Origin of the sequence: Novosphingobium mangrovi (genome assembly GCF_022818885.1) — a bacterium.
In the GTDB taxonomy this organism is placed as follows: domain Bacteria; phylum Pseudomonadota; class Alphaproteobacteria; order Sphingomonadales; family Sphingomonadaceae; genus Novosphingobium; species Novosphingobium mangrovi.
Map to the genome: position 1 here is coordinate 1 of NZ_JALHAT010000080.1, position 7667 is coordinate 7667.

Here is a 7667-nt window from a genome sequence, read left to right on the forward strand (position 1 = left end):
GCGGGCTTTTGGCGTTCAAGGCACTGGCAAAGCCTCTCCCTTCCCCGCTCCCCTCAGCAGTCCGACACTCCGATACGCGGCTTCTCGCCGGAGTTGGTGTCGATAAGGTCATGTTCCAGAAGGCTATTGGGGAATTACCTATCCGTACTTGGGCGGGTTTTCACAGGTATGGGTCTAAGCGCTGGCTCGACGCCGCAGTGCCGCGGCTTGAGACAAGGGGCTTCATCGGTGTCCGCTTACCTGGATAAACTTTCCGTCAGTCGGCGCCTGTCGCTGCTCGCGTTCTGTGCCGCGGGCGTGGGGGCGTGCATGATCGCCCTGGTTCTTGCCTCCTCGCTGCTGGGCGCGCGCATGGATGAGCGCGCGCAGGATGCGGCGAACCAGGCTCTTTACGCCGCGCTTCTGGAAAAGGACTTCGCCTCGCTGGAGCGCGATGTCTTTCGCCATGCGCTCATCAACGATGCAACGACGCGCGAAGCCTACGAAGGCAACGCGCGGGACTTCTTTGCCTCGAACGAGGAAACCCGCAAGCATCTGAGCCCGGACGAACTGTCGGCCGCCGACGTGGTGGAGCAAAGCGCCAAGGCCTACGTTGCGGTGGTGGATGGCGTCATGGCCGATGGGCCGGTCGGGAGCGCCGGGGTCGCGCGGATCATGGAGGCCGGGGACACGGTCGATGCCAATATCGAGGCGATCCGCGATCCCGTCATCGCGCGTTCGGTGGCGATCGATGCCGAGCAGACCACCATGGCGCTCACCCTGGTCGGCGTCTCGGTGGTGCTGGCGCTGGTGGCCTGCGGCTTTGCCTATATCGTGGCGCAGCGCGTGCGGCGCAGCATCGTGGGCGAACTGGGCGATATCCGCTCGGCCATTGCCCGGGTGGAAAATGGTGAGGTCGAATTCACCGTTCCGCATCTGCACCGAAGCGATGAAATCGGCGACCTCGCCCGCGTCGCCGAGCGCCTTCAGGTGATGACCCGCGCCAAGGCCGAGAGCGATGCGCGCACGCACGCGATGATCGAGATGGTCGGAACCCAGCTGAGTGCGCTTGCCGAAGGCGATCTTACCGCCGAGCTGCCCGATATCGGGGCGACCTATGGCCGGTTGCGCGCCGATTTCAACACCATGGCCGGGCGCCTGCGCGAGGCTCTGCTGGCGGTCTCGCACGCGATCCATGCGATCCACACGGGCGCGCGCGAGATCAACGACGCCTCGAGCGATTTTGCCACCCGCACCGAACAGCACGCCAGCGATCTTGGGGAAGCTGCCGAGCGTATCCGCGACCTGAGCGGTGACATCAGCTCTACCGCCTCGGAAGCTACCACCGCGCACCGCAGCGTTGTTGCGGCCGTGGAGGAAGCGCAGTCGGGCGGGACGATCGTCTCCGATGCCGTGGCCGCCATGCAATCGATCGATCACTCGACCGCCGAGATCAAGAAGATCATCTCGGTCATCGACGGGATCGCCTTCCAGACCAACCTCCTGGCGCTGAATGCGGGGGTCGAGGCCGCCCGTGCGGGCGAGATGGGCAAGGGCTTCGCGGTGGTGGCGACCGAAGTGCGCGCGCTTGCGCAGCGTTCGGCCGACGCCGCGCGCGAAGTGCGCGAGCTTATCGAGACGAGTTCGGTCCAGGTCGCCTCCGGGGTCGTCATGGTGAACGATACCGGCGCTGCGCTTGATCGCATCATCGAGAGCATTGCCTCGGCGACGCAGCTCGTGACCTCGATCGCGGATTCCTCGCAGGTGCAGTCGGGCAAGCTGCGCCAGACGACCGAGACCATCAGCGCCATGGACCGCATCACGCAGCAGAATGCGGCCATGATCGAGGAGAGCACCGCCGCCGCGCGCAGCCTGTCGAGCGAGGCGGACCGCCTGTCTGAACTGGTGGGCAAGTTCAAGCTGGGCGCGGGCGAAGTTGTCCAGTTGCAGGCGCCATCTTTTGCCCCGCCGAAGTTGGCGCGCGCGCCTGTGGCGCAAGCTCCTCAGCCCTATGCGACGGCCGGATCGGCGGCGCTGCAGCCCATGGTGAGCGATGGGGAATGGGATGAGTTCTGAAGACGTGTGCGGGGTTAGCGAAAAGGTGTTGGCCATGAACGTTCCCCCCCTGGCGCGGACGGGCGCGATGCTGCGCCGGGCGCTCCTCGCCGGAATGGCCCTGAGCTTCAGTCCATCGGCCTTGGCGCAAGGAGCTGCGGAAGCGGGCGAACTCGACCTCTCGGGCAGTGTGCGGTTCCGTTACGAGGCTTACGACAATGCCTATCGCAGTTCGGGCGCGCGCTCGGACGATGCGCTGACCATCCGGACAAGCATTTCGGCCAAGTACACCCGTGGGCGGTTTCGCGCGGGGGCCGAAATCCGCGATTCGCGCGGCTATGCCATCGATCTCGATACGCCGATCAGTTCGGCGCACATCGATCCCTTGCAGGTCCCCCAACTCTACGTGGGACTGGACGTTTCGGACCAGGTCTCGGTCACGGCGGGGCGCATGGTGCTCAATTTCGGCAGCAAGCGACTTGTCGGCGATCCGGGCTGGCGCAACGCGGCCAACGCCTTTACAGGCGCGCGCCTCGACTGGCAGGGTCCTGAGGGGAAGGAGCGCCTGAGCGTCTTCTACACCCTGCCGGACAAGCGCCATCCCGACACCAAGGGGGAGGTCATTGCGAACGCCTGGTCGGTCGACACCGAGGGCTTCGACCTGCGCTTCTGGGGCGCCTTTGCCGCGGCGCAGCGGGGGCCGGTGGCGCTGGAGGGCTATGCCTTCCTGCTCGACGAGCGCGACGATGCCACGCATGCGACCCGCAACCGGCACTTGCGCACCTTCGGAGGGCGCCTCCAGGTGCCCGAGGCGGGGCGCTGGGACTTTGAACTGGAAGCCGCGCTCCAGCTCGGGCGGATCCGCACGTCGCGCGAGGAGGGCGCGCCCAGCGTTCCCGTGCGCGCGTACATGGCCCATGGCGAAGCCGGCTATACGCTGCCCGGAGCGCTCGACGCACGGCTCTCGTTTCAGGCGGACATGGCGAGCGGCGACAAGGCGGGAACAGCGCGCCACGAACGCTTCGATTCGCTCTATGGCCCGCGCCGGGGCGATTGGGGGCCGACGTCGCTGTATGGTCCGCTGGGCTACAGCAATGTCCGCAGTCTGGGCGTGCGGGCGGAAATCGCGCCGTCCAAGCGCTTCGATGCCTTCGTCGACTGGCGCCGCTTGTGGCTGGATTCGACGAACGATGCCTTCGCCTTTACCGGCATTCGCGATGCCAGCGGCGCCAGTGGGCGCGACGGCGGGAGCCAGTTGCAGGCCCGCGTGCGTTACTGGCTCATCCCCAAGCGCATCAAGGTCGATCTCGGCGCGGCCTGGCTCGACAAGGGCGCGTTCCTGAAGCGTGCGCCCAACGTGCAGGAGCGGGGCGACACCCATTACGGCTATGGGGACATCTACTTCCTGTTCTGATGGTCCCGTCAGGCGCCGCAATCCCTACGAAAAAGCCCCCTCCACGCGATCTGCGGGGAGGGGGCTTTTTCGTGCGGTCGGGCGGGGCGCTCTAGTCGCCGCCGAAAGCGTCGGCGATCGAGCAGGCCGCAGGGCCCAGAATGACCACGAAGAGCGTGGGCAGAATGAACAGGATCAGCGGCACGGTCATGATCGCAGGCAGACGCGCGGCCTTTTCCTCGGCGCGCATCATGCGCTCGTTGCGGAATTCGGCCGAGAGCACGCGCAGCGCCGAGGCGAGCGGGGTGCCGTAGCGCTCGGTCTGGATCATCGTCGTCACCACGCCCTTCACCGCGTCGAGATCGACACGCCAGGCGAGGTTCTCGAAAGCCTGGCGGCGCTCGGTCAGGAACGAGAGCTCGATTGAGGTGAGCGAGAATTCATCGCCCAGTTCCGGGTAGGCGCGGCCCAGTTCGCGCGCGACGCGGTCGAAGGCGGCATCGACGGTGAGACCGGCCTCGGCGCAGATGACAAGCAGGTCGAGCGCGTCGGGAAGGCCCTTGCGGATCGCGTCGGTGCGCTTGGTGGCAATGTTTTGGATGAACAGGTCCGGGCCCTTGTAGCCCGCCAGCAGCATCGCGGCGAAGCCACCGAAGCGCTTGAAACTGCTCCATTCGGGGAAGTAGTCGAGGCCATAGATGACGATCGCGGCGGTGCCGCCGAGCAGGATCGGCAGGACCAGGCGGCCGAACACGACGGCAACGGCCCACTGCTTGTCGCGGATGCCCGCATGGGCGAGCTTCTGCTGGATCTCCTTGAGCTGGCTGCCCTGCAGGACCTTCAGGCTGGCCAGGATCCGGCCCATCTTGTCGGTCGTCTCGTTGCGCTTGACGAGGCTCTGGCGCTTGCGCGCGCCGGTGGTGATGCCGGCCTTGAGCTGTTCGCGCCGCGCGTTGAGGGCCCGCACGCGCTTGGCCATGGGATCGCGCACGGTGAGCGCGGTGTAGATCGCGTACATCGTCGCCATCGCCGCGATCATCGCGAGGAAGGTGCCGACGAGGATGACGTCGAAGCCCAGGATGGTAGGGCCGGTGGGTTGCTCGAGCATGGGTCGTGTTCCTCGCTCAGATCTCGAAGCTGACCATCTTGGCCATGATGAAGGCGCCGATCGCCATCCAGACCGCGCCGCCCATCCCTGCGACCATCAGCCGCTCGTCGATGAAGAATTCGCCGACGTAGCCCGGGTTGACCATCCAGATCATGCCGAAGACGAGGAAGGGCAGGGCACCCACGATGTAGGCCGAGGCCTTCGATTCCGAGCTCATGGCGCGGATCTTGAGCTTCATCTGCGCACGCTTGCGCAGCACGTCGGCCAGGTTGGCCAGCGTCTCGGCGAGGTTGCCGCCGGTCTCGCGCTGGATTGCGAGCGTGATGCAGAAGAAGTTGAATTCCGAGATGGAGAGACGGTCGGCGGTTTCCTGGAGGGCATCTTCCATGGTCTTGCCGATCTTGATGCGTTCGGTGATGAGCTTGAACTCCTGACCGACCGGTCCCGGGACTTCCTGCGCGACGACGGTGAGCGTCTCGGTGACGGGAAGGCCCGAACGCAGGCCGCGCACGAGGAGTTCGATGGCGTCGGGAAACTTGGTCGTGAAGGCGTTGGTGCGCTTGCTGATCATCATGTTCAGGACGACGTGCGGAATGCCGGCGCCCGCGAACAGGCCGATGCCCAGCGCCAGCAGCACCGCGCTGGTCTTGAGGTAGATGAGCAGGGTCACCGTCACCGCAATGCCCAGCGAGCCGTAGAGGTACTGCGACAAGGTCCAGGACAGCCCCGAACGCATCAGCCGCAGGTCCAGCGCCTCGAGCTGCGAGCTCGAGCCGGCGAGACGGTGCATCTTGGGACGCCGCGCAGCAACGGCCTTGCGCATCTGCGCCTCGACCCGGTCGTTCGTGCTCTGCGAGTGGCGGAAGCGCACGGCCTTCAGGCGGCGCGCGCTCTCCTTGCTCGGCGAGGGACCCGCGAAGGCCAGGTAGACAAGCACCATCACGCCCATGAGGCCGCCTGCGAACAGGATGAGCTGAAGAGGGGTCATCGCCTTTGCGGTCCTTTACGTCACTGCGTCGTCATTGCGGGCCGGGGACGCGCGCGTGTGCCGCGGCCCCGGAGGCGGTGCATCACTGCGCCTGCGCACTCGCCTTCTTGGTGCCCATGCCCGACATGAACGACTTGAGATCGAGCTTGTCGAAGAGCGAGGCCTTCTTGCCCTCACCCGCGTCCTGGACGTCCTCGCGTCCTTCGAGAATGAGCTGCGAGAGATCGCGCATCGCCGAGCCCGCCTTGGTGGTGCGGTTGGCATCGGCAAAGGTCTGCCCCAGCTTTGCAGCGAGCGCGGCGGCCTTGGCGTCGTAGGGGATGGTGAGCGCGACCTTGGCCTCGATCGAGGCCTCGAAGTCGGCCTTGCCGATCTCGCTGACCGCGGACTGGACCTTGTTGGCCACCACGATCACGCGCGCCTGGGGCGCGTTGGTGCGCAGCCAGGAGAGGATGCGGATCGAATCGCGCGCCGAGGCCAGCGTGTACTCGGTCACCAGCACGACCACGTTCACATCGTTCACCAGCTGCGGGAAGTTGATGAGCATGTTGCGCGGCATGTCGATCACGGTGGTCTCGAACGCCTCGCGGAATTCTTCCTCGAGCTGGAGGAAGGCCGCGCCGTCGGTCATCAGCGGGCTCGAGATCGGGGCCTCGGCCGAGAGGATCGCGAGGTTGTCGTTGGCGCGGATCATGGCGCGTTCGATGAAGAGGCCGTCGATACGGCTCGGGCTCTCGATCGCGTCGGTGAGGCCGCGGCCCGGTTCCAGGTCGAGGCACAGCGCGCCGGTCCCGAAGTGGATGTCGAGATCGAGCAGGGCGGTCGGCAGCTTGTTGTCCGCGCTCAGCAGCCAGGCCAGCGAGGTGGCGATGGTCGAGGCGCCGACACCGCCGCGCGTGCCGATGACGGCGGTCGAGACGTGCTGGCCCGCGCCCGCGCCGTCATGGCTCTTGGGCGCGGCGTAGACCGCCTGGGCCTGGGCCAGCGAGTCGCGCACCTGGGCGGGCGAGAGCGGCTTCAGGAGGTAATCGTGGATGCCGCTGGCGATGAGGTCGCGGTAGAGGCGCACGTCGTTCACCTGGCCGACCGATATCACGATCGTGCCCGGCTCGCACACTTCAGCGAGCGCGTTGATGTCGCTGAGCGGATCGCCGCTTTCCGAGAGGTCGACCATCAGGATGTTGGGCGAGGCGGTGATCGAGAGCGACTGGATGGCGTTCCTGAGGCCACCCTTGTTGCACTTCTCGGGCTGCCAGCCCATTTCCATCGCGATCGGGCGGATCACGTCAAGCGAGGCCTCGTCGCACAGGTAGGCGGCGAACTGGTCGCGGCCATTGCCGCCGCCCGATTTCCAGGGTGCGTTCACTGGTTTCCTCCCGTCGTGGTGCTGGCTGTGGTCACGGTGTTGCCGTTGCCGGTGGGGGCGGCCTCGCGGTAGGCCTGGATCGCCTTGGTCGAGGTCATCGCGTTGGTCTCGCCCGTGCCCTCGGCGCCGTGCAGCAGGTCCTCAGGGTCGGCGACCATGGCGGCAAGGTTGGAATTGGTGGCGCAGCCGTAGTTGCTGGACAGGCCGTTGCCCGGGTTGAAGTCGGAATTGCTGGTCCACTCGGGGCAGCTGGGGACCGAGGCCTGCATGCGCGCGATGACCACGCGCAGCGTGCCGGGCTGGATGTAGCCCTCGGTGATCGGGGCGCCCTCGGCCATGAGGATGCCGCGGCGCTCGGCGAGTGCGGCAATGGCCTGCCGTGCGGCGGCGCTGGTGGCCGGGTCATCGACGTAGAGCTTGTCGCCGTACTTCAGGTCCATCGCATCGAGCCAGCCGGACAGGCGCTGGGCTTCGCCATAGGCGAGGCCGCCGCCGTCGGCGTTGAGGTCGAGCGTGTAGTTGACCTGCTGCACCACGGGCTGGTGCTCGGAGTACATCGTGCGGTTGGTGGGGATGCCGCCCATGCACCCGGCGAGTGCGGGGGCAAGAGCGAGAACGAGGGCGCCGGCGGCAAGCGGACGCGCGCGGGTGGCAGAAGGCATGCGCATGGTGGTCAGCTCTCTCACTTGAGGGTGAAGCCGGGCTTGGCGGTGTCGTCGGCGGCCGTGCGGGCGCGCGGCTGCGTCCGGGCCTGGGGCGCCGTGTCCAGCGCGCCGAC

6 protein-coding genes are annotated in these 7667 nt (G+C 66.8%); 2 read left to right on the forward strand and 4 right to left on the reverse strand.

The window, feature by feature from the left end:
• The first annotated feature begins 309 nt into the window (after window positions 1-309).
• Both MTR65_RS19950 and MTR65_RS19955 read left to right on the forward strand, forming a co-directional pair.
• Window positions 310-2055 carry a methyl-accepting chemotaxis protein gene (locus MTR65_RS19950; RefSeq protein WP_243803343.1) on the forward strand — a complete coding sequence of 582 codons (1746 nt, stop codon included), beginning with the start codon at window positions 310-312 and terminating at the stop codon, window positions 2053-2055.
• Between the two features lie 34 nt (window positions 2056-2089).
• On the forward strand, window positions 2090-3448 hold the full coding sequence (locus tag MTR65_RS19955; RefSeq protein WP_243803346.1) for an alginate export family protein: 1359 nt from the start codon (window positions 2090-2092) through the stop codon (window positions 3446-3448).
• A gap of 91 nt (window positions 3449-3539) precedes the next feature.
• Here MTR65_RS19955 and MTR65_RS19960 read toward each other — a convergent pair whose 3' ends face one another.
• The 4 genes from MTR65_RS19960 to MTR65_RS19975 form a co-directional block, all read right to left on the reverse strand.
• The gene (locus MTR65_RS19960) at window positions 3540-4535 is read right to left on the reverse strand and encodes a type II secretion system F family protein (protein WP_243803348.1); all 996 of its coding nucleotides are present in this window, start codon (window positions 4533-4535) and stop codon (window positions 3540-3542) included.
• Between the two features lie 16 nt (window positions 4536-4551).
• A complete protein-coding gene (locus MTR65_RS19965; protein WP_243803350.1) occupies window positions 4552-5523 on the reverse strand; it encodes a type II secretion system F family protein in 972 nt (323 codons plus the stop codon).
• Between the two features lie 82 nt (window positions 5524-5605).
• Window positions 5606-6889: a pilus assembly protein CpaE gene (locus MTR65_RS19970; RefSeq protein ID WP_243803352.1), complete on the reverse strand. Its 1284-nt coding sequence runs from the start codon at window positions 6887-6889 to the stop codon at window positions 5606-5608.
• On the reverse strand, window positions 6886-7557 hold the full coding sequence (locus MTR65_RS19975; RefSeq protein WP_327194352.1) for a CpaD family pilus assembly protein: 672 nt from the start codon (window positions 7555-7557) through the stop codon (window positions 6886-6888). The genes MTR65_RS19970 and MTR65_RS19975 overlap by 4 nt, the downstream gene beginning before the upstream one ends.
• Window positions 7558-7667: the final 110 nt, after the last annotated feature.